Annotated in this window: 21 protein-coding genes and 1 tRNA gene; 13 read left to right on the forward strand and 9 right to left on the reverse strand. The window is 73.1% G+C overall.

What is annotated here, in order from left to right; genetic code table 11:
• The 6 genes from glp to AB0E14_RS26025 form a co-directional block, all read left to right on the forward strand.
• On the forward strand, positions 1-934 hold a 934-nt coding region (gene glp, locus AB0E14_RS26000; RefSeq protein WP_362422755.1), incomplete at its 5' end, for a gephyrin-like molybdotransferase Glp.
• A 57-nt stretch (positions 935-991) separates the two neighbouring features.
• Positions 992-1,477 (forward strand): cyclic pyranopterin monophosphate synthase MoaC, encoded by a 486-nt coding sequence (gene moaC / locus AB0E14_RS26005; protein ID WP_362422758.1) that lies wholly within the window; start codon positions 992-994, stop codon positions 1,475-1,477.
• Positions 1,474-2,139: a MogA/MoaB family molybdenum cofactor biosynthesis protein gene (locus tag AB0E14_RS26010; RefSeq protein WP_362422761.1), complete on the forward strand. Its 666-nt coding sequence runs from the start codon at positions 1,474-1,476 to the stop codon at positions 2,137-2,139. The genes moaC and AB0E14_RS26010 overlap by 4 nt, the downstream gene beginning before the upstream one ends.
• On the forward strand, positions 2,136-2,759 hold the full coding sequence (locus AB0E14_RS26015; RefSeq protein WP_362422764.1) for a GNAT family protein: 624 nt from the start codon (positions 2,136-2,138) through the stop codon (positions 2,757-2,759). Before AB0E14_RS26010 ends, AB0E14_RS26015 begins: the two co-directional genes overlap by 4 nt.
• Positions 2,760-2,901: 142 nt before the next feature.
• A complete protein-coding gene (locus AB0E14_RS26020; RefSeq protein WP_362422767.1) occupies positions 2,902-3,948 on the forward strand; it encodes a hypothetical protein in 1,047 nt (348 codons plus the stop codon).
• Positions 3,949-4,044: 96 nt separating this feature from the next.
• Positions 4,045-4,118 (forward strand) — tRNA-Ala (locus AB0E14_RS26025).
• A 292-nt stretch (positions 4,119-4,410) separates the two neighbouring features.
• Here the strand turns inward: AB0E14_RS26025 and AB0E14_RS26030 are convergent.
• On the reverse strand, positions 4,411-5,301 hold the full coding sequence (locus tag AB0E14_RS26030; RefSeq protein WP_362422770.1) for a LysR family transcriptional regulator: 891 nt from the start codon (positions 5,299-5,301) through the stop codon (positions 4,411-4,413).
• An 86-nt stretch (positions 5,302-5,387) separates the two neighbouring features.
• On the opposite strand from AB0E14_RS26030, the gene AB0E14_RS26035 reads away from it, so the two are divergent.
• From AB0E14_RS26035 to AB0E14_RS26050, 4 genes are all read left to right on the forward strand, one after another.
• Positions 5,388-6,554 carry a nuclear transport factor 2 family protein gene (locus AB0E14_RS26035; protein ID WP_362422773.1) on the forward strand — a complete coding sequence of 389 codons (1,167 nt, stop codon included), beginning with the start codon at positions 5,388-5,390 and terminating at the stop codon, positions 6,552-6,554.
• A 177-nt stretch (positions 6,555-6,731) separates the two neighbouring features.
• Positions 6,732-7,607, forward strand: a complete 876-nt coding sequence (locus tag AB0E14_RS26040; RefSeq protein WP_362422776.1) for a hypothetical protein — start codon at positions 6,732-6,734, stop codon at positions 7,605-7,607.
• An 11-nt stretch (positions 7,608-7,618) separates the two neighbouring features.
• Positions 7,619-8,005 (forward strand): hypothetical protein, encoded by a 387-nt coding sequence (locus AB0E14_RS26045; protein WP_362422779.1) that lies wholly within the window; start codon positions 7,619-7,621, stop codon positions 8,003-8,005.
• A gap of 486 nt (positions 8,006-8,491) precedes the next feature.
• Complete coding sequence (locus AB0E14_RS26050) at positions 8,492-9,205, forward strand: DUF4232 domain-containing protein (protein WP_362422781.1); 714 nt, start codon at positions 8,492-8,494, stop codon at positions 9,203-9,205.
• Positions 9,206-9,212: 7 nt separating this feature from the next.
• On the opposite strand, the gene AB0E14_RS26055 is transcribed toward AB0E14_RS26050, so the two are convergent.
• Both AB0E14_RS26055 and AB0E14_RS26060 read right to left on the reverse strand, forming a co-directional pair.
• On the reverse strand, positions 9,213-9,569 hold the full coding sequence (locus AB0E14_RS26055) for a hypothetical protein (RefSeq protein ID WP_362422784.1): 357 nt from the start codon (positions 9,567-9,569) through the stop codon (positions 9,213-9,215).
• Between the two features lie 114 nt (positions 9,570-9,683).
• A complete protein-coding gene (locus AB0E14_RS26060) occupies positions 9,684-10,166 on the reverse strand; it encodes a GNAT family N-acetyltransferase (RefSeq protein ID WP_362422787.1) in 483 nt (160 codons plus the stop codon).
• 50 nt (positions 10,167-10,216) lie between these two features.
• On the opposite strand from AB0E14_RS26060, the gene AB0E14_RS26065 reads away from it, so the two are divergent.
• The 3 genes from AB0E14_RS26065 (at position 10,217) to AB0E14_RS26075 (ending at position 13,483) form a co-directional block, all read left to right on the forward strand.
• Positions 10,217-11,014, forward strand: a complete 798-nt coding sequence (locus AB0E14_RS26065) for an exodeoxyribonuclease III (RefSeq protein WP_362422790.1) — start codon at positions 10,217-10,219, stop codon at positions 11,012-11,014.
• A gap of 100 nt (positions 11,015-11,114) precedes the next feature.
• A complete protein-coding gene (locus tag AB0E14_RS26070) occupies positions 11,115-11,834 on the forward strand; it encodes a response regulator transcription factor (protein WP_362422793.1) in 720 nt (239 codons plus the stop codon).
• Positions 11,831-13,483 carry an ATP-binding protein gene (locus AB0E14_RS26075; RefSeq protein WP_362422796.1) on the forward strand — a complete coding sequence of 551 codons (1,653 nt, stop codon included), beginning with the start codon at positions 11,831-11,833 and terminating at the stop codon, positions 13,481-13,483. Before AB0E14_RS26070 ends, AB0E14_RS26075 begins: the two co-directional genes overlap by 4 nt.
• 50 nt (positions 13,484-13,533) lie before the next feature.
• Here AB0E14_RS26075 and AB0E14_RS26080 read toward each other — a convergent pair whose 3' ends face one another.
• The 6 genes from AB0E14_RS26080 to AB0E14_RS26105 all read right to left on the reverse strand — a co-directional run bounded on the left by AB0E14_RS26080 (position 13,534) and on the right by AB0E14_RS26105 (position 19,021).
• Positions 13,534-13,896, reverse strand: a complete 363-nt coding sequence (locus tag AB0E14_RS26080) for an SH3 domain-containing protein (protein ID WP_362422799.1) — start codon at positions 13,894-13,896, stop codon at positions 13,534-13,536.
• Positions 13,897-14,285: 389 nt separating this feature from the next.
• The gene (locus AB0E14_RS26085) at positions 14,286-15,578 is read right to left on the reverse strand and encodes an ABC transporter permease (RefSeq protein ID WP_362422803.1); all 1,293 of its coding nucleotides are present in this window, start codon (positions 15,576-15,578) and stop codon (positions 14,286-14,288) included.
• On the reverse strand, positions 15,575-16,282 hold the full coding sequence (locus AB0E14_RS26090) for an ABC transporter ATP-binding protein (RefSeq protein ID WP_362422806.1): 708 nt from the start codon (positions 16,280-16,282) through the stop codon (positions 15,575-15,577). Before AB0E14_RS26090 ends, AB0E14_RS26085 begins: the two co-directional genes overlap by 4 nt.
• Entirely contained in the window at positions 16,279-17,715 is a 1,437-nt protein-coding gene (locus AB0E14_RS26095) for a peptidoglycan-binding domain-containing protein (RefSeq protein ID WP_362422809.1), read from the reverse strand. Before AB0E14_RS26095 ends, AB0E14_RS26090 begins: the two co-directional genes overlap by 4 nt.
• Before the next feature lie 6 nt (positions 17,716-17,721).
• Entirely contained in the window at positions 17,722-18,315 is a 594-nt protein-coding gene (locus tag AB0E14_RS26100) for a hypothetical protein (protein ID WP_362422812.1), read from the reverse strand.
• Positions 18,316-18,403: 88 nt separating this feature from the next.
• Entirely contained in the window at positions 18,404-19,021 is a 618-nt protein-coding gene (locus tag AB0E14_RS26105; RefSeq protein WP_362422922.1) for a MerR family transcriptional regulator, read from the reverse strand.
• Positions 19,022-19,086 lie beyond the last annotated feature (65 nt).

The following is a 19,086-nucleotide window of genomic DNA, read 5'->3' on the forward strand; positions in this document are numbered from 1 at the left end:
CGGCGGCCCGGGCGGGGGCGCGGCGAGCGGGAGGCGCGCCGCCAGCGCCGCCCCCGAGGGCGCGGGCGGCGAGGTCCGGGTCCACCGGGCGGCCGCGGCGCGCGCGCACGTCCGCGCGCGCGGCAGCGACGTCCAGGCAGGCGACCTGGCCCTGGAGGCGGGCACGGTCCTCGGCCCGCCGCAGATCGGGCTGCTCGCGGCGATCGGCCGCGCCACCGTGCGCGTACGGCCGCGTCCGCGGGTCGTCGTGATCTCCACCGGCAGCGAACTGGCCCAGCCGGGCGAGGAGTTGGCCGAGGGCCAGATCTACGACTCGAACAGCTTCGCGCTCGCCGCCGCCGCGCGCGACGCCGGAGCCATCGCGTACCGGGTCGGCTCCGTCACCGACGAGGCCGAGACGCTGCGCGCCACCATCGAGGACCAGCTGATCCGGGCCGACCTCCTGGTCACCACGGGCGGGGTCAGCGTCGGCGCGTACGACGTCGTCAAGGAGGCGCTGACGGCGGCGGGCCAGTTCGAGGGCCAGGTCGACTTCCGCAAGCTCGCCATGCAGCCGGGCAAGCCGCAGGGGTTCGGGACGATCGGCCCCGACCACACACCGCTGCTCGCCCTGCCGGGCAACCCGGTCTCCTCGTACGTCTCCTTCGAGCTCTTCGTGCGCCCCGCGATCCGGGCGCTCATGGGCCTGGAGGACCTCCACCGGCCGACGGTCAGGGCCGTCGTCACCTCCGACAAGGCGCTGTCGTCCCCGGCCGGCCGCCGCCAGTTCCTGCGCGGGACGTACGACGCCGAGGCCGGCACCGTCACTCCGGTGGGCGGAGCGGGCTCGCACCTGATCGCCGCGCTCGCGCACGCGAACGCCCTGCTCGTGGTACCGGAGGAGAATACGGAGGTGGCGCCCGGCGCCGAGCTGGACGTGGTCCTCCTCGGCTGAGGAGGCCCTGGTGGCGGTACCGTGGCGTCCCACACAGCGACCGGGAGTGTCACGGCCATGAGCACGCAGCAAGGACTCACCCACATCGACGAGGCGGGGGCGGCCCGCATGGTCGACGTCTCGGGGAAGGACGTCACGGCGCGGACCGCGCGCGCCAGCGGCCGTGTCCTCGTCTCGCCGCGCGTGATCGAGCTGCTCCGCGGCGAGGGCGTCCCGAAGGGGGACGCGCTCGCCACCGCCCGGATCGCGGGGATCATGGGCGCCAAGAAGACCCCGGACCTGATCCCGCTCTGCCACCCGCTGGCGGTCTCCGGCGTGACCCTCGACCTCACGGTCGCGGACGACGCCGTGGAGATCCTGGCGACCGTGAAGACCACGGACCGCACGGGCGTCGAGATGGAGGCCCTCACGGCGGTCTCGGTGGCGGCGCTGACCGTGGTCGACATGGTCAAGGCGGTCGACAAGGGCGCGGTCATCTCCGACGTACGGGTGGAGGAGAAGACGGGCGGCAAGTCGGGCACGTGGACGAGGGCCGGGTCATGACGACGGACGCGACCGCGGCGGCCGAGCTCCACACCCAGGCGCGCGCCGGACGGGTGGGCGGGACACCGCACGCCCACGAGGCACCGCACGCCCACGAGGGTCATGCGGCCGACTCGGGCGCGGCGGCCGACGGCACGGCACCCGAGCCCCGCACCCCCTCGGGCGCGGCCCTCACCGCCCCCTACGCGGCCCTCGTCGTCACCGCCTCCAACCGGGCGTCGGCCGGGGTGTACGAGGACAAGGGCGGCCCGCTGATCGCGGAGGGCCTGACGCGGCTCGGCTTCGCCGTCGACGGCCCGCAGGTCGTGCCGGACGGCGCGCCCGTCGAGGCCGCGCTGCGGGCGGGCGTGGAAGCCGGGTACGACGTCATCCTCACCACCGGCGGTACGGGCATCTCGCCGACCGACGCGACGCCCGAGGCGACCGGCCGAGTCCTCGACCGGGAGATCCCCGGCATCCCCGAGGCGATCCGCGCGTACGGCCGGGACAAGGTGCCGACGGCGGCGCTGTCGCGGGGCCTCGCGGGGGTCGCGCGCGGGACGCTGATCGTGAACCTGCCCGGTTCCTCGGGCGGGGTCCGTGACGGTCTCGCCGTACTGGAGCACCTGCTCGTCCACGCCGTCGACCAGATCCGCGGCGGCGACCACCCGAGACCGTCATGATCCCGTCCTGGCCCGTGATCCTCGCCGACGGCGATGTCGTGCTGCGGCCGATAAAGCTGCGTGACCAGCGGGCCTGGCGCGAGGTGAACCGGCGCAACCGGGACTGGCTGCGTCCCTGGGAGGCGACCGTCCCGCCGCCCGCGCCGGGCGCCCCGGTCGCGCAGCGGCCGACGTACCGGCAGATGGTCCGCCATCTGCGGGGCGAGGCGAACGCGGGCCGGATGCTGCCGTTCGTGATCGAGTTCCGGGGCCAGCTGGTCGGTCAGCTGACGGTCGCGGGGATCACGTGGGGCTCGATGTGCTCGGGCCACGTGGGGTACTGGGTGGACAGCGCGGTGGCGGGCCGGGGCGTCATGCCGACGGCGGTCGCGCTCGTCGTCGACCACTGCTTCCGCAACGTGGGGCTGCACCGGATCGAGGTCTGCATTCGGCCGGAGAACCTGCCCTCGCGGCGGGTCGTGGAGAAATTGGGATTCCGTGAGGAGGGGCTGCGTCCGCGCTACCTCCACATCGACGGGGCGTGGCGGGACCATCTCGTCTTCGCGCTGACGGCCGAGGAAGTCCCCGAGGGCCTGGTGCGCCGCTGGCACCAGGCGCGTCCTCCGCATCCCGCACAATGAAATAAACGTTCGAATTCAATCAGCAGTTGACCGCCAATCGATCTGAACAATCACAAAAAAGTTCAGTGATATCAGCCAGATCGTGCGACACACCGGGCCAATTGGCCGATGCCCTCCCGTGAACCCCTCTACCGTGTGAGGCGTGAGCAGCAGCGGCCTCATCTACGCAGTCATTGTCGGGGCCTGGGCCGCCTACTTGGTGCCGATGTGGCTCCGCAGGCAGGACGAGCTCAACGAGGCCCGTCCGACGGAACGCTTCAGCACCGCCATCCGGCTGCTGTCCGGACGGGCGGGAATGGAGCGTCGGTACGCCAAGGAGCTGAAGGACCGGGAGCCCGGCGTCGACCCGGACGCGGAGACCGAGCATTTGAGCTCGGTCGACGTCCGGGCCTTTTCCGCGCCCGCGGCCAGGACGGAAGCCCGGTTGGAGGCCCCGGAACCCGCGCCCGCCGCCCGCGTGCGGCGGCCGTCCAAGGCGTCCGTCGAACGGGCCCGGCGCGGCAAGGTCCTCGCCCGGCGCCGCCGGACGACGGTCGTCCTCTTCCTCGCCTTCACCGCCGGCGCGGTCGTCGCGGCGGTCGGCGGGCTCGCGTTCCTGTGGGCGCCGGCCGTCCCGGCCGTGCTGCTGAGCGCGTACATCGTGCATCTGCGGACGACGGAGCGCCGGCGGTTCGTGTACGTGATGGACCGTCGGCGCGCGGAGGCGGCGGCGGCCCGGTTGCGGGAGAACCGCCCGCGCCGGCCGGCCGCGCCCGCCGAGCCGGAGGAGGAACCGGCCCGACCCGAGCCCGAAGCGGCCCCCGAGGTCTCCCCGCAGGAGGCCGGCCGCCGCGCGCTCGTCGAGCAGACGGACCACGCGGAGTGGGTGGACCAGCAGCGCGAGCGCGGCCCGGCCCGCGGCGACAGCTGGGACCCGGTCCCGGTGCCGCTCCCCACCTACGTCACCGCCCCGGTCGCCCCGCGCGCCACGAGCGGCATCGACATCACGGACCCGGAGACCTGGAGCTCGGCCCGCTCCTCCACGGCGACCCCGGACACGGCGGCCCCGGCCGCCCCGGCGACCGCCCCCAACCCGAGCCCGGCCCCGCGCCAGCGCACGACCCCGCCCCGCTCCCGCCGCGACCACGGCCGCACCCCGCTGTTCGACCAGTACGCGGACGACGACCGCCCCCGCGCGGCCAACGAATGACCCCGGGCCGAGGGCTCCCCGGAGCCCTCGGCTGACCTGCGGGGGAGCGGATTTCCATGCACCCCGATCGGGATGCTAATGTTTCACACGTCGCAAGGGCCTGTGGCGCAGTCTGGTAGCGCACCTCGTTCGCATCGAGGGGGTCTGGGGTTCAAATCCCCACAGGTCCACAAGCGACTGTTCTTGAGTAGCTCTCAAGAATCGTCACGAGATCCCGTTCCGCCGAAAGGCGGGGCGGGATCTTGGCGTTGGTGCGCTGCGTCGCAGGGCCGCGGACGTGACCACACGCGAGCCGAGCACGGCGTTGAGCCGTTTTCATCCCTCCGCAGCTGTGAGAGTCGGGCAGCGGCTCACCCCGTTTCTGAGTAGCTCTCAGAAGCCGTGACGACGGCCCCGCGCCTTCCGCAGCCGTCCGTACTCCACTTCGTATCGAGGGCGGGCCGGAGCAGCGGGAAACGATCTTCAGTTGGCCGGGGGGAACGCGGCGGCGAGGTGGTCGTGGAGAGGGGTGGCCCAGGGGTGGGGGTCTTGGTGGGGGGTGAGGGTGTAGATGCCGCGGGTCGGGGGGTCCACGAGGTTCACCGTGGTGACGTCGGCGCGGAGTGCGCAGGTCAGGACCCCGGGGATCAGGGCGATGGCGTGGCCGGTCGCGACCAGGGCCAGTTTGCCGTGCAGGTCGGCCGCGGCGAGGTCGATACGGGGGCTGACCCCGGCGCGGGCGGCGTGCCGGCGCAGGAGCGCCGCCGAGCCGTCGTTGTCCTCGACCCAGGTCTCGTCGGCGAGCGTCCTCATGTGCACCGGGCCGCCCCCTGCCCGGGGGTGGCCGACGGGGAGCACGACGACCATGTCGTCCAGGCCGAGGAACCGGCGCTCGACCCGCGGGTCCTGGGGCAGCCCCGGTGGGGCGTCGGTGACGACGGCGATGTCGAGGTCGCCGTCGATCACGCGCTCGTGCAACCGTGCGCTCAGACCGGGCGACAGGCTCCACCGCAGGGACCCGGCCTGCCGCAGCAGGTCCCGGACGGCCTCGGGGACGATCCCGGAGGCCAGCGACGGGACGGCGCCCACGGCCAGCGGCCGGCTGGACGCCCCGTCCCGGACGTCCCGTGCCGCGCGTACGGCGCGGTCGGCCTCGTTGAGGGTGGTGAGGGCATGGCGCCGGAACGCCTCGCCCGCCGGGGTCGGGCGCACACCGCGTGGATGGCGCTCCAGCAACGGCACGTCGATCTGCCGCTCAAGACCGGCGATCTGCCGGGAGACGGCCGACTGCGTGTGGTTGAGCTCGACGGCGGCGGCCGCGAGCGACCCGAGACGGCACACGGTCACGAAGGTCCGCCACACGGTCAGGTCCATCGCGCCAGTATGACCGGGCGGTATGCGTGTTCCGCAGGGCGGGCCTGCGAGATCCTCGCTTGTCGCAGTCCTCGTGGTGCACCACTGTGGCGCGCATGACCGCACCGCACACGATCGCAGTCCTCGGCCTCGGCCGCATGGGCGCCGCACTCGCGACCCGACTCGCCGCCCAGGGCCGGGACGTCGTCGGCTGGACACGCTCCGGGCGGGCGCCCGGCACGGTCGAGGTGACCGCGGATCCGGGCGCCGCGGTGGCGAGGGCCGACGTCGTGCTCCTGTCGCTGTTCGACGGGCCCGCCTGCCGGGAGGTCCTCGACGACGTCCGCGACGCGCTGCGGGCGGACACCGTCGTGCTGAACACCAGCACCATCGCCCCTGCCGAGGCGGCGGAGTTCGCCCGGCGGATCGGCCGGTCCTACGTCCACGCTCCGGTACTCGGCTCGGTTCCGGCCGCCGCAGCCGGTGCCCTGAGGATCCTCGTCGGCGCGGACCAGGACACGTTCGAGGGCGTCCGCCCGGTCCTGGAGGCGCTCGGCACCCCGCACCGCGTCGACGACGCCCCCACCGCGGCGGCGCTCAAGCTGATCGCCAACAGCAGCCTCGCCGGGGCCGTGCTCGCCCTGCGCGACGCGCTGCGGCAGGGCGACGCGCTCGGGCTTCCGCGCGACCGGGTCCTCGACGTCCTCGAACTCGGCCGGCTCGGCGGGCTCGTGGCCCACAAGCGCGCCTTCCTCACCGGCCCGCCGACTGCCGGCCCGGCCGAGTTCACCGTCGGTGCGCTCGCCAAGGACATGGACCTGCTGGCCGCCGCGTCGGACACCCCCTTGCGGGACGCGGCCGGCCTCGCCGCGTCCCTGGGAGGCCCCGACGCGGACATCGCCGTCGCCGCGACGAGCCCCGCCGTCGAGGACGCCGTGCTCGAACCGCTCCGCGCCTACATCCGCGGCCACGCCACCGGCGACCCGGCCCATTTCCGCGAGGCCTTCCTGCCCACCGCCCACATCGAGGGGCTCCGGGACGGCGCGTTCGTCTCCTGGGGCCTGGACGAGTACTGCGCCCTCTTCCCCGGTCACCCGGCCCCGGACGAACCGACCCGCTCCCGCCGCGTCGACGTCACCGCCGTCCACGGCACCGTCGCGACCGCCACGATGACGCTCCACCACGGCGCGGACACCTTCACGGACCTCTTCCTCCTGGCCCACGTCGACGACGGCTGGCGCATCGCCAACAAGGCGTACCACCGCCACGCCTGAGGGCGGGAACGATCCTTGCCCCGCGCTGCCCAAGCTGGCAGACCATCACGAAGGTTGCGTGGATAGGGTGTTGTTGCCCAAGCGATCCATGGGGTGGCGGCTGTGCTGATCATGATGCGCGAGCTCGCGAGACTCCGGGAGCGCTGTCGGTATCTACGGCACGGACAGGGGGCCGCCGTGAGTGAGCTGTACACCGCTGAGAGCGGAAACGAGGCAAGGGATGCGCAGGGTGATGCGGCCCGTGATGCGCCATCGGATGAGGGTGTCGACGACGAGCCGATAGAACCCGCTGAGCCCGACGCTCCTTACGAGGAGTCCGTTGAATCCGAGGATCTCCTCGAAGAGGCGGACGATGCAGAAGTTCCGGAGGAGCCTGATGCTCCGGAGCAGGATGATGTTGACCCATCCGCATCGAGTGAGCAGGGCATCGACGCGGACGAACAGGAGCCGCTGGAGCCGGAGGACCCCGACTCGATCGTCGACGGCGATGCGCAGGATTCCGGCGAAACGCCACTCCTTCCCGATGACGTGGACGAGTCGGAAGATGAGTCGGAGTCCGTGAGTCCGGTGGAGTCGACGGATCAGATGTCCGAGGCCGCCGCCCACTTGGACGAGCGTAAGTTGGCGACCGATTCGGGCGAGGCGTTCTACGGCCTGGACGACGCTCAAATGCGGGAGATGGCTTCGAAGCTGGAACCTGAGCAAGGGGCGTTCACGGTCGATCTGCACGGCACCCCGAACTCGGTCGAGGTTGACGGGCGAAGCATCAGCGCGGAAGAACTGGGCGCCTACCTCACCAGTGACCAATCAGATTGGGACGGCGAGCCCGTCAGATTGATGTCGTGCGAGACCGGCCAGGGTGAGGAGCCATTTGCTCAGGAGCTGGCCGACAACCTGGGCGTTCCCGTCACGGCCCCGACGGAGCTGGCGTGGTCCGACTCGCAGGGGAACTCCTGGGTGGCATCCGGTGTGTTCGATGAGTATGGCGACATGCAGTCGACCTGGCCGCCCGATGGCGAGTGGGTCACGTTCGAGCCGAACGACAAGAACTGAGGAGAGAAGCAGTGGAATTCAAGCGTGCGCGACTGTTCGACGGTGTCGACCCGGAGTCGGGGCCGTACTTTGACGAATCCAGGCCGCGCATCGCCGATCCCGTGGAGCGCGGACGCCTGCTTGCGTTTCTGTCGGAGGGCGGCGTCGCCATCGAGCGGGCGGCCGGATCGGCCCAGGATCAGGTCGACGCGTCCAAGGGGAGGGTGGTTCCTGTCGTGACGGTGACCGATGGGGCCTGGATCTGGACGCTGGCGCACGCCTACTACCTGGAGCAGTACGGCGTGGGGCCCGATGCGGATTTTTACGCCTACATCAAGTCCCGGGACTACCGGGCGGGCAGGCCCGAGAAGGAGCTTCAGGACGCCGCTCTGGAGTTCCTGCGGCGCGGTCGGAAGTGACGGGGCGGGAGGGCGAGAGGGGAAGGCGGTCGTTCCTCCGGGAGCCGGCGGGTCGCCGGTGTGACCGACTCGTACAGGGTCACGAGTGCTTCCTTCCCGTGCTTCGGAGCGAACCGGACCCCGCCGTCCCCGGGGTAGGGGTGTCGGTGGTCGAAGCCGCCGGGAGCGATGGCGGTCGGGAAGGCGGCGCAGGACAGGACGTGTCTGTCCGCTGTGGTGCGCGATTCGGGGTTGCGGTGCCGGCGTAGGTGCTCGCAGGGCGTCGCACAGCACTGGCCTTCGGTGCATGTGGGTCACTCCTTCTTGTTCCAGGCCGCGTTCGAGATGTGGGTGTTCCTGCAGGTCAGGTGGGGTGGAACGTTTCCGTTTCCCGTTGGGGGCGGTGGGGCTGGTGGTGGGGGTCGGTGGGGCTGGAGAGTCCTGCCGAGGCCGCTCGACAGGGCGGCGACAGCCCGGCCATCGCGCCGTACTTCACGGGGAGTTCCCATGCGTACCTACCGCACCCGCACCACCGTCCTCGCCGCCGTCACCGCGGCGCTCGCTCTCTCGCTCACCGCTTGCGGGGGTGAGAAGGGGACGGCGGCGCAGGCGGGGGCCGGTGCCTCGGGTGGGGCCTCGGCCGCGCCGGCCGCCGCGCCGTCCGTGACCGTCACGCCGTCCGCCTCCGCCGCGGCCGCGGATCCTGAGGCCGACTCCGCCGCCGCCTCCGCCGGTACCCGTACCGCCGCCGCGCAGACCCGGGCCACCAAGAAGCCGGGCTCCCGCACCGCCCCCGCCTGCACCGTGCGTGATGTGAAGGTCACCGCCGCCAAGCAGGAGGGGGTGCCCACCACGCACATCACGCTGACCGCCACCAACGTCTCGGGCCGCTCCTGCACGCTGCTGAAGTACCCGCTGATCGCGTTCGGCGACATCCAGACCGCCAAGGACGTCCCGTCCGTGGCCAAGAGCAGGCCCGCCACCGCCGTCGTCCTCAATCCCGGCGCCCCGGCCTACGCCGCCGTGCGGATCAGCGGCGGCGGCGTCCACGAGGACAACCGTGTCGTGTCCTCCTTCAGCGTCAACCTGTTCGCCGCCGACGGGCCGGCCGAGGGCAGCAAGGTCGTCTCCGCCCCCGCCGGCGGCATCGCCGTGAACGACGCGGTCGCGAAGACGGGCTACTGGACGCCGGAGCTGCGCAACGGGGCCGACGAGTTCTGAGCCCGGCTCAGGGCGCCCGGGTGATCCAGCGCTGGAGCGCGATGTGCGTGGCGTCGTCCAGCCTGCACAGCGCCTCGATGGCGGCGAGGTCACCCGGCAGCGGCGCGACGCCGGCCGTGGTGAGGGCCGCGTGCAGGTCGAGGCGGCGGCGGTCCGTCGGCTCCAGCGGGACGGAGAGGCGTGCCGCCGGAGCGGGAGGGGCCGGCGGCGCGCCGTGCGACGCCGGAGCGGGAGGGGCCGGCGGCGCGCCGTGCGCCGCAGGCGGCTCCTCCGGGAGATCGGCCAGGTACGCGGCGGGGAACCGGTACGGGTCCAAGTCCGACAGCGACGTCGGGGCCGTGGGGAAAGGACGGAGCTCGGTCATGCGTGCCTCCTCGGTTGTCCTGCCACTGAGGGAGGGGACAGCGCTCGGGCCGAGGCGGGTTGCAGGGCCATCGCCATACCACCCGAATGCCGCATTCGCGGCCCCGCTCCGGAGTCAGGGGTTCAGGGGCTTCGCGAAGCAGCGGCTGTTGTCGTAGTCGCGGTAGTGGCCGAACTTCGCGCACGGCTCATAGCCGCTGGAGGTGTACAGGGCGATCGCCTCCGGCTGGGCCGTCCCCGTCTCCAGGACCATGCGCGTGCGGCCCGCCGCGCGGGCGTCGTCCTCCAGGGCCGCCAGGATGCGGCGGGCCAGGCCCAGGCCGCGGGCCTCGGGGACCACGTACATGCGCTTGAGCTCGGCGTCGCCGTCGGCGTAGCCCTGGTCGTTGGTGTCCTGGGTGCGCCAGGCGCCGGACGCGACCGGGCGGCCCTCGTCGTCGTACGCGAGGAGGTAGAGGCCGTGCGGCGGCGCGAACATCCCGGGGTCGAGGGGAGTGGCGTCGCCCTCACCGCCGTAGCGGACCACGTACTCCTGCATGACCTCGTCCTGGAGCTTCACCGCGTCGGGGTGGTCATAGGTGGTGGGGCGTATGTTCATGTTGAAGAGTGTATGGGTATGCGGGCTCGTGTGGTCGGTACTCTCCTTGGATGCTCACTGTGACGTCCGTCAATGTCAATGGTCTCCGGGCCGCCGCCAAGAAGGGCTTCGTGGAGTGGCTCGCCGGCACCTCCGCCGACGCCGTCTGCCTGCAGGAAGTCCGCGCCGAGGAGTCCCAGCTCCCCGCCGAGGTGCGCGCGCCCGAGGGCTGGTTCACCGCGCACGCGCCCGCCGCCGCCAAGGGGCGTGCCGGGGTCTCCCTCTATACCCGGCGTGAGCCGGACGCCGTGCGCGTCGGCTTCGGTTCGAGCGAGTTCGACTCCAGTGGGCGGTACATCGAGGCCGACCTTCCCGGCGTCACCGTCGCCAGTCTGTACCTGCCCAGCGGCGAGGTCGGCACCGAGCGCCAGGACGAGAAGATCCGTTTCATGGACGAGTTCCTGCCGTACCTGAAGGAGCTCAAGGAGCGCGCCGCCGCCGACGGCCGCGAGGTCGTCGTCTGCGGCGACTGGAACATCGCCCACCGCGAGGCCGACCTCAAGAACTGGAAGGCCAACCAGAAGAACGCCGGCTTCCTGCCCGAGGAGCGGGCCTGGCTCGGGCGGGTCTTCGAGGAGGCGGCGTACGTGGACGTCGTGCGCGCCCTCCACCCCGACCAGGACGGGCCCTACTCCTGGTGGTCCTACCGCGGCCGCGCCTTCGACAACGACAGCGGCTGGCGCATCGACTACCAGGTCGCCACCCCGGGGCTCGCCGCCAAGGCCGTGAAGGCCTTCGTCGAGCGGGCCGCCACCCACGCGGAGCGCTGGAGCGACCATGCGCCCGTCACCGCGGTGTACGAACTCTAGGCGGGAATTCCTCCGGTGCTTTTCGGACACCTCTGCATGGGCGTGGCCCTTCTGTATTAGCGTGCTCGGGAATTCCATGGAGCCGTGCCGGGGGGAATCGTTGAGCGCTCGTATTCTGGTCGCCGAGGACGACGCGAAACAGTCACGGCTCATTCGCGTCTATCTCGAACGCGAGGGTCACGCCGTCCAGGTCGTGGCCGACGGGCGCACCGCGCTGGAGAAGGCCCGCGCCATCCGGCCGGATCTGATCGTGCTCGACGTGATGCTCCCGTACGTCGACGGCCTCGACGTGTGCCGCATTCTGCGCGCCGAGGCCTCCGACGTGCCGATCCTGCTGCTCACCGCCCGCTCCACCGAGGAGGACATGCTCCTCGGCCTCGACCTCGGCGCCGACGACTACCTCACCAAGCCCTACAGCCCCCGCGAACTCACCGCCCGGGTGCGGGCCCTGCTCCGCCGCTCGGCGCGGGGCGCGGCGGCGGCCGCCGGGGACGCCCTGCTCCGGGTCGGTGACGTCGAGCTGGACACCGCGCGGTTCGAGGTGCGCGTGGCCGGCCGGTCCGTGGCGCTGACCTCGAAGGAGTTCTCCATCCTGGAGACCCTGGCCCGCGAACCGGGCCGGGTCTTCACCCGGGCCCAGATCATCGAGCGCGTCTTCGGCTTCGACCGGGACGTTCTGGAGCGGACCGTCGACGCGCACATGCGCAACCTGCGGCTCAAGGTCGAGGACGAACCGAACCGGCCGCGGTATCTGGAGACCGTGTACGGGCGCGGGTACCGGCTCGCCGACGGCGGCACGGCGGCCGGGGGCGACGCGTGAGCTTCCGTGTGCGGGTGCTCGGGCTCGTGCTGCTCGTCGCCGTCGCCGCCACCGCCGCGACCGCGTGGCTGACCCTGCGGCAGGCCACCAGCCAGCTCCGCGAGTCGGCCGCCGCCGACCGCCGGGTGACCGCCCGGATCACCGACGACCTCCTCCGGTACGGGCAGACCCACGGCACCTGGGACGGGGTCGCCGGGGTCGTCCGTACCCTCGCCCTCGACACCGGTCAGCGCATCCGGATCAGTACGGCCGACCAGGGCCAGATCGCCGACTCCGACACCGTCCTCGGCCGCGAACCGCGCCCCGGCGGCACCGCGCCGCCCCTCCTCGTCGACCCCCGGCCCACGCTGGCCCTGCCCACCTGGGAGTACTTCCCCTCCGTCGCCAAGGTCACCGCGAGCGCCATCGACGCGTACGCGAACGGCGTGGCCTACGCCGCCTGCCTGACCCGCGCCGGGCACACCGTGACCACCCGCCCCGGCGACACCGGCGTGCCCGTCTTCACCGACGCCGGGGCCCGGGGGGCGGAGACCGGCCGGGGCGCCTCCTGCGTCAAGCAGGAGCAGGTCCGGGCCGCCGGCAGCGACCTGGACGCCGTCCTCGGCTGCGAGGTCGTCCGGCAGCCGGCGCGCGCCGCCTGCCTGCAGCGGGTGTTCCACGAGCGGACCGCGAGCGTCGCCCCGCAGCCCCTCAGCGTCCACCTCGGCGCCCTGGACGACACCGGGGCCGGCAGGACGCTCGCCGTCGGCCCCACCGCGGCCGTCGCCGCGGGCGTCGCGGGGGCGGCCGTCGTCTGCGCGCTGCTCCTGAGCCGGGCGGTCCTGCGGCCGGTACGGGCGCTCACCGCGGCCTCCCGGGGCCTCGGCGAGGGCGATCTGGCGCGGCGCGTGCCCGGCGCGGGCCGGGACGAGATCGCCGCACTCGGGCGCTCCTTCAACCGCATGGCCGACTCGCTCCAGGAGAGCGAGGAGCGGCAGCGGCGCCTGGTCGGGGACATCGCGCACGAGCTGCGCACCCCGCTGGCCAACCTCCGGGGCTATCTGGAGGCGCTGCGCGACGGGGTCCTTGAGCCCGATCCCGAGCTGCTCGACTCGCTCCACGAGGAGGTGCTCCTCCAGCAGCGGATCGTCGACGACCTGCAGGACCTCGCGCTCGCGGAGGCGGGAGCCCTCACGTACCACCGGCGCGAGCTGGACGCGCGTGAGCTCGTGGAGGCCTGCCGTACCGCGCACGGCGCGCTGGCCTCGGCCGCAGGGGTGCTGCTGACCAGCGACATCGCCGATCCCGCCCGTCGAGTGCCGCTGTACGGCGATCCCGGGCGGCTGCGCCAGGCGCTGAGCAACCTGGTCGGCAACGCGGTACGGCATACGTCTCCCGGGGGCGGCGTCCGGCTGGAACTGGCCGAACGGGACGAGATGGTCCGGATCGCGGTCCGGGACACGGGCAGCGGGATCCCGGCGGAGCAGCTGCCGCGCCTCTTCGACCGCTTCTGGCGGGCGGACGCGGCGCGCGGGCGGGCGACCGGGGGCAGCGGCCTCGGTCTGTCGATCGCCCGGCAGATCGTCGCCGACCACCACGGGGCCATCGAGGTGGAGAGCGAGGTGGGCGTCGGCACCGTCTTCACGATCGTGCTGCCCGCGCCGTCCTAGGCCCGGTCGGGGGTGGCCCCCGGGGGAGCCCCGGGGGCCGTTCCGCTAGGTCAGCACTGGTTGCGCGCGCCGTTGTTGATGAGCAGGCTGTCCTTGATCCAGCCCGAGACGCCGGTGCTGTTGTCCCGGATGTGGGACCACGTGCCGCCCTGGCCGCTCACCCAGCAGTGCAGGGTGAGGCTGTGGCTCATCTGCGCCTGGCCGTGCGACACGCACTCGGTCGTGGGGCCGGAGCGGATGTTCACGGAGTTGGAGTTCGTGCCGCCTCCCGCGTTGTCCTTGTTCGACCAGCCGGGCTGGGTGCACGCGGCGGCGTCGGTGGGCGCCGCGACGGCCGTGGTGGGCAGGACAAGTCCACCGGTGGCCACGGCGGCACCGAAGGCCACCGCGGCGAGCTTCGTCCGAAGACGCATCAATCTCTCCTGAACTCTGGGGAATTCCCGCTCGGTCCGAGCGGGGCCTGTTCGTTCGTTCGAGTACGGAGAAAGAATTGCGTCGCCGAGTGCGGCAGTTCAATGCCCGGCGGCCTCCTCGGCCGCTTTTGTGCGGTGGCGTACAAGGGGATTCGCGCGGCGCTCGTGAGTATTTCCGGACTGTTGTGCGGGCGTTCGCCGAGGAGCCGCGGAATTCCGGTCGGCGATATTCCGCGCGCCCTGGCTGCGGGGCCCGTCGGCGCCTCGGCCGTCCGGTCCCGCCGGAGGCTCCCGTACCGGGTCGGTGGAAAGCGGCCAGCCCGGTCCCGGAGGTCGGTCCGGCAGGTTGGCCGCTTTCTGTCGGGCCGTCAGATGTGCTCGGATGTCGCTCAGGTGCCCGCCAGCGCCTCCGTCGGGGACAGCCGGCTCGCGCGGACCGCCGGGTAGAGGCCGGCGATCACCCCGATCAGGAGCGTGGACGCAACCCCCGCCGCGCTCGCCCAGACCGGGACGACCGTGGGCCAGCCGCGGGAGGTCGCGTACACGGCGGTGATCAGGGTGCCGAGCACGGTGCCGCCGAGGCCGCCGATCACGGACAGGAGCAGCGACTCCGTCACGAACTGGGTGCGGATCTGGCCCCGGGTGGCGCCCAGGGCCCGGCGCAGGCCGATCTCCGGGCGGCGCTCCAGGACCGAGATCACCATGGTGTTGCCGACCCCGACCCCGCCGACGAGCAGGGCGACCCCGCCGAGGCCGAGGAGCAGCCCGGTGAGGGCCGACTCGGTGGCCTCGCGGGCGGCGAGGGCGTCGGACGGGCGGGAGATCTGGACCTCGCCGGGCTTCTCGGGGAAGGCGGTGGCGGCGAGCACGGACCGTACGGCCGAGACCTGGCTGTCCTCGGTCCGTACGTACACGGTCGACGGATGCCCGCCGAAGCGGAGGTACGTACGGGCCGCCGGCCAGCCGACGAGCGCCGCGTTGTCCAGCTCCGGGGCGAGGGGCACCGGGTCGAGGACGCCGACCAGCGAGAACCAGCGGCCGCCGAGCCAGACCCGGGTGCCGGGGGTGTACACGTCCAGCCGCTGGGCGGCGGTGGAGCCGAGCACGACGGCCGGGTACGTCTCGGTCGCCGCGTCCAGCCAGCGTCCGCGGTGGAGCCGGCCGCCCACGGCGGGCAGCAGCTCGCGGCCCGCGGCGAGCACGTCGAGCGAGCCGGTGCGGCCGACGGCGATGCGTTCGTTGCGGTAGATGTGCGCGCCGGTCGCGCCGGTGGCCGCGACCTGGCGCACGGGCGGGATGCGGTCGATCATCGTCACGGACTCGGCCGGGAGTTCGGCCTTGCCGCCTTCGAGGGTGTTGCCGGGGGCGACCCGCAGCAGGTTGGTACCGAGCGCGTCGAGCCTGCGGTCCACCTCGGCCCGGCCCGAGCCGGAGATCCCGACGACGGCGATCATGGCGGCGACGCCGATCGCGATGCCGAGCGCGGACAGGAACACCCGGAGCGGGCGGGTGCGCAGCCCGGTGCCGCCGAGCCGCACGATGTCGGCGGGGCGCAGGCGCGCGGCGCGCAGGGGTCTGCTGTCGGCGCGCAGGGGTCTGCTGTCGGGGCCGGTCGGCCTCTTGTCGGGGCCGGTCGGCCCGTCGCGCCCGTCGCGCATGTCACGCCCGCCGCGATCCGTCATCGGACGGCCTCCGTCGCCGTGTCCGCGACGACGTGACCGTCGCGCATCTCGATGCGGCGGGGGAGCGCGGCGGCGATGTCGCGGTCGTGGGTGATGATCACGACCGTCGTGCCGGACGCGTGGAGTTCGCGGAGCAGGCCGAGGACCGCGGCGCCCGACGCGGAGTCCAGGTTGCCGGTCGGCTCGTCCGCGAGCAGGACCGCCGGCTCGCCGACGACCGCGCGGGCCACCGCCACCCGCTGGCGTTCGCCGCCGGAGAGCTGGTGGGGCAGGTGGTGGACGCGGTGGCTGAGGCCGACCCGGTCCAGGGCGGCCGCCGCGCGGGCCCGTCGGCGGCGCAGTGGCGCTCCGGCGTAGAGCAGCCCGTCGGCGACGGAGTCCAGGACCGGTACACCGACCGCCAGATGGAACTGCTGGAAGACGAAGCCGATCCGGGTGGCCCGCAGCGCCGAGACCTCGCGGTCGGTCAGCGCCGCCACGTCGTGCCCGTCGACCAGGACCCGGCCGGCCGAGGGCCGGTCCAGGCTGCCCATCAGGTTGAGCATGCTGGACTTGCCCGAGCCCGACGGGCCGACGATCGCGACCAGTTCGCCCCGGCCGACCCGCAGGCTCACGTCCCGTACGGCCGCGACACCCCCGGGGTACGTCTTCGAGACCGCTTCGAACTCCACGACCGGCGCCGGAGAAGTGGGAGAGTCCGTCACTGCGGGACCCTCACCTTCAGGCCCTCGCGGACCGCCGCGCCGCTCACTTCGACCCGGCCGTCCGCGAAGAGACCGGTCTTCACCGCCACGAACGTGCCCTCCGAGGTCTCCAGGCCGTGCCCGCCCTCGGCGAGGGCCACGAGCGCGGCGACCGGGACGGTCAGGACGTCCTTGCGCTCGCGCCCCACGTACTCGACCGTGACGGGGCCGCTCTCCAGCCGCCCGATCGCCCGCTGGTCCGCGATCGTGATCGTCACCGGAACGGTCGCGGCCGCCCCGCCCGAGCCGCCCGAGGTGCCGCCGTCCCCTCCGCCACCCCCCTCGGGCGCGGTCGCGCGGTTCCCGACGGACGTCACCTTCCCCCCGACCGGGCGCCCGTCGGGCAGGTGCACGGTGACCTCGGTGTCCCGTACGGCCCAGGTCGCCTCCAGGGCCGAGGCGTCCACGACGACCTTCCGGCTCGTGCCCGTGTACGTCAGGGCGTTCTCGGAGACCGCCGCGCCCAGGCGGACGCCCGCGTGGCCGATCCTGACCGTCCCCGAGGCGTAGACGACGTCGCCGACACCGATCCGGCCGGTCCGGGGGAGCCCCAGGGACTTCTGCCAGCGCTTGACCGCGTCGACGGTGCCGGAGGTGTACTGCTCGTCCACCGTGAAGCCCTTGTAGCCGAGCGCGGCGAGGTTCGACTCGAACTGCAGGACGTCCATGCCGCGCATCGGGACGGCGGCCGGCGGGGGCCCGGACGGCGGCGACGTGGGGGCCGCCGACCCCTTCCCGGGCGCCCCGGAGTTCCCGGCCGTCCCCGAGTTTTCGGGTGTCCCCGAGTTCCCGGCCGTCCCCGAGTTCCCGGTCGTCCCCGAGTCCGGCCCTTCCGGGGCACCGGCGCCCCCCGGCGTCGGTGCCCCGGAGGGCCGGACGTTCTCGTTCTCCGCGCGCCCGAGCCCCAGTTCGCGATACATCGGCAGGGTTCCGTACAGCAGCACCACGGGCCGGTCGTCCACCCGCAGCAGCGCGTCCCCGCGCTCGGCGCGGGCGCCCGGCTCGGGGAGCCAGGTGACGGTGCCGGTCGCCTTGACCGGCAGCGGTATCTCGGCCCCGTACCCCAACTGGCCGTCCACCTTGGTCCGTTCGACGAGAGTGGCCCGGGTGACCGCGACCGTGGAATCCGGGCGCGGGGGCGCCGCCGGGTTCTCCGGGCCGCCGCCGCCGAGGCCGAGCGCGCCCCCTATGGCGACCGCCGTCACCACCACGAACCCCGAGGCCACGAGCAGGGTCCGCGCTCGGCGCCGCCGCGTCGGCGCGGGGTCCTCGGCGACCGGTTCGCTCTCCTCCGTGGCGTACGACTTCGTGGCGTACGACTCCATGCCGTCCGTCTCCGTGCCGTCCGGCCCCGTGGCCTGCGGGCCCGTGCCGTACGTCTCCGTGCCCGTCATGTCAGGTCAGCCCTTGCCCGCGCCCGCGTCGACCGGGTCGCCGATGATCGGCGCGCAGGTGCGCGTGGCCCGCTTTGCGCCGGCCGAGGTCTGGTCCCACTGGGCGTCGCCGTAGACGTTTCCGTCGGGTCCGGGCTCGGGGAAGTCGGGCGCGCCGTTCTTCTGCATGCACTCCGCGTACTCGCGCCGGACCTTGATCTGCTCGGGCGAGAGCTTCGGCGCGAGGCTCTTCTCGACGCTCTCGGGGACGGGCGGGTTGAGCGAGGCGCACTTCTGTGAGGCCCGCAGATACGTCGGGTCCTTCTTGAGCGCGGCGTTGTCGCCGAGGTCGATCTGGCCCTTGGCGTCGGGGTCGGGGGCGTCGAAGCCGTTCTCCCGCAGGCACTTCACGAAGGCGCGCTTGCCGTCGATGTACGCGGCGAGCTCGCCACCGCCGCTGCCGTCACCGCCGGCGCCGCCCGAACCTCCGGACGTGGCGGCGGTGGTGGCGCCGCCGGCCGTCGGTACCTTCGAGCCGCCGTCGTCGCTGCCGCATCCGGCGAGTGCCAGGGCCATGGCCGACGCGGCGGCGGCCATCAGTACGCGGTTGGTCGTCCTCATGGGCCGACCGTAGGGCGGAGGTGATGAAGAACCTTTGAAGAACCTGTCACGCGATCATGAGGGGCGAGCCGACACCCTCAGGTGGGGTTCAGGGCTCGCGCAGCCGTCGGTCGAGGGCCATCGAGAGTTCCGCCTCGACCACGCTCTTCGCGAGCGGGCGCAGCCGCTGGATGTCCTTCTCCTCCGCGTGGGTGCGCAGGAGTTCGGTGAAGAGCCCGGCCAGCGCGTCCGCGTGCTCGCGCACCGCCCGCCCCGCCTCCAGGACGGCCGCGAGCGGGACGCCCTCCTTCACCAGGGCGGCGGAGACGTCGAGCAGCCGGCGGCTGATGTGGACGATGGCGTCGCCGTCGGTGGCGAGGTAGCCGAGGTCGAGGGCGGCCAGCAGGTTCTCGGGGGTGACCTCGCCCGCGAAGTAGTCGGCGAGTTCCTGCGGGGTGAGCCGGACCGGTTCCTCCTCGCTCGGTTCGCCGAGGCCGAGCACCTCGCTGACGTCCTTGCCGCTCTCGAAGGCGGTGTTGAGGTCGGCGATGCCGTTGAGGGTGTGGCCGCGTTCGAGGAGGGCGGCGATCGTGCGGAGCTTGGCCAGGTGGTGCTCGTCGTACCAGGCGATCCGGCCCTCGCGGCGGGGCGGTGCGATCAGTCCGCGCTCGCGGTAGAAGCGCAGGGTGCGCACGGTGATGCCGGCCTCGGCGGCGAGCTCGTCCATGCGGTACTCGCGTACGCCTGTCACGCCCGCCTTCCCGTCCGCCTTCACGTCTTCCGATCGTTCTG

The sequence above is a fragment of the Streptomyces sp. NPDC047981 genome (assembly GCF_040653315.1).
Classification (GTDB): domain Bacteria; phylum Actinomycetota; class Actinomycetes; order Streptomycetales; family Streptomycetaceae; genus Streptomyces.

Excerpts from the sequence above, each read along its gene's own strand:
- AB0E14_RS26030 (WP_362422770.1), bottom strand. The coding sequence starts at position 5,301 with ATGGACCTGACCGTGTGGCGGACCTTCGTGACCGTGTGCCGTCTCGGG.
- AB0E14_RS26080 (WP_362422799.1), bottom strand. The coding sequence starts at position 13,896 with ATGCGTCTTCGGACGAAGCTCGCCGCGGTGGCCTTCGGTGCCGCCGTG.
- AB0E14_RS26095 (WP_362422809.1), bottom strand. The coding sequence starts at position 17,715 with ATGACGGGCACGGAGACGTACGGCACGGGCCCGCAGGCCACGGGGCCG.
- AB0E14_RS26105 (WP_362422922.1), bottom strand. The coding sequence starts at position 19,021 with ATGGACGAGCTCGCCGCCGAGGCCGGCATCACCGTGCGCACCCTGCGC.
- AB0E14_RS26085 (WP_362422803.1), bottom strand. The coding sequence starts at position 15,578 with ATGACGGATCGCGGCGGGCGTGACATGCGCGACGGGCGCGACGGGCCG.
- AB0E14_RS26055 (WP_362422784.1), bottom strand. The coding sequence starts at position 9,569 with ATGACCGAGCTCCGTCCTTTCCCCACGGCCCCGACGTCGCTGTCGGAC.
- AB0E14_RS26010 (WP_362422761.1), top strand. The coding sequence starts at position 1,474 with ATGACGACGGACGCGACCGCGGCGGCCGAGCTCCACACCCAGGCGCGC.
- AB0E14_RS26060 (WP_362422787.1), bottom strand. The coding sequence starts at position 10,166 with ATGAACATACGCCCCACCACCTATGACCACCCCGACGCGGTGAAGCTC.
- moaC (WP_362422758.1), top strand. The coding sequence starts at position 992 with ATGAGCACGCAGCAAGGACTCACCCACATCGACGAGGCGGGGGCGGCC.
- AB0E14_RS26100 (WP_362422812.1), bottom strand. The coding sequence starts at position 18,315 with ATGAGGACGACCAACCGCGTACTGATGGCCGCCGCCGCGTCGGCCATG.
- AB0E14_RS26050 (WP_362422781.1), top strand. The coding sequence starts at position 8,492 with ATGCGTACCTACCGCACCCGCACCACCGTCCTCGCCGCCGTCACCGCG.
- AB0E14_RS26015 (WP_362422764.1), top strand. The coding sequence starts at position 2,136 with ATGATCCCGTCCTGGCCCGTGATCCTCGCCGACGGCGATGTCGTGCTG.
- AB0E14_RS26065 (WP_362422790.1), top strand. The coding sequence starts at position 10,217 with ATGCTCACTGTGACGTCCGTCAATGTCAATGGTCTCCGGGCCGCCGCC.